The following is a 535-nucleotide window of genomic DNA, read 5'->3' as shown; positions in this document are numbered from 1 at the left end:
TGATCGTGTCCGAGGCCGAGCCGCCCTTGGCCGTGGTGATGCCGCTCCAGCCGCCGGTCCCGGTGGCCGTGCCGCCCAGGCCCACGTTCACCGCCGTGGTGTACGCACTGTAATCCAGCGTGCCTGCACTGCCGGCCGTCAGCATGCCGCTGACGCTCGCACCGTTGGCAAACACGAAGTTGCCCGCTGCGCTGTCGCTCAGGTTCTCGAACGAGACCCAGCTCATCGTGCCGTTGTTGCCCGCGTTCGCCCCGGTCAGGTGATACGTCTGGCTGCTGCCGCTGATCGTGTCCGACGCCGAACCGCCCTTCACCGTGCTGATGCCGCTCCAGCCACTGGTGCCGGTCGCCGTACCACCCAGGCCCACGCTCACCGCCGTGGTGTACGCGCTGTAATCCAGCGTGCCTGCACCACCGCCCGCCAGCGTGCCGCTGACGCTCGCGCCATTGGCAAACACGAAGTTGCCTGCCGTGCTGTCGCTCAGGTTCTCGAACGACGTCCAGTTCAGCAAGCCGCTGCCGCCGGCGTTCGCGCC

At 68.4% G+C, this 535-nt stretch carries 1 protein-coding gene; it reads right to left on the bottom strand.

Features of this window, described 5'->3' with window-relative positions; translation table 11 throughout:
• A partial coding sequence (locus UU7_RS18670; RefSeq protein WP_007808765.1) for a hypothetical protein occupies positions 1–535 on the bottom strand: 535 nt, incomplete at both ends.

Origin of the sequence: Rhodanobacter spathiphylli B39, assembly GCF_000264295.1 — a bacterium.
In the GTDB taxonomy this organism is placed as follows: Bacteria; Pseudomonadota; Gammaproteobacteria; order Xanthomonadales; family Rhodanobacteraceae; genus Rhodanobacter; species Rhodanobacter spathiphylli.
The sequence above is the reverse complement of the archived record's forward strand: the minus strand, read 5'-3'. Positions and strand labels throughout refer to the sequence as shown.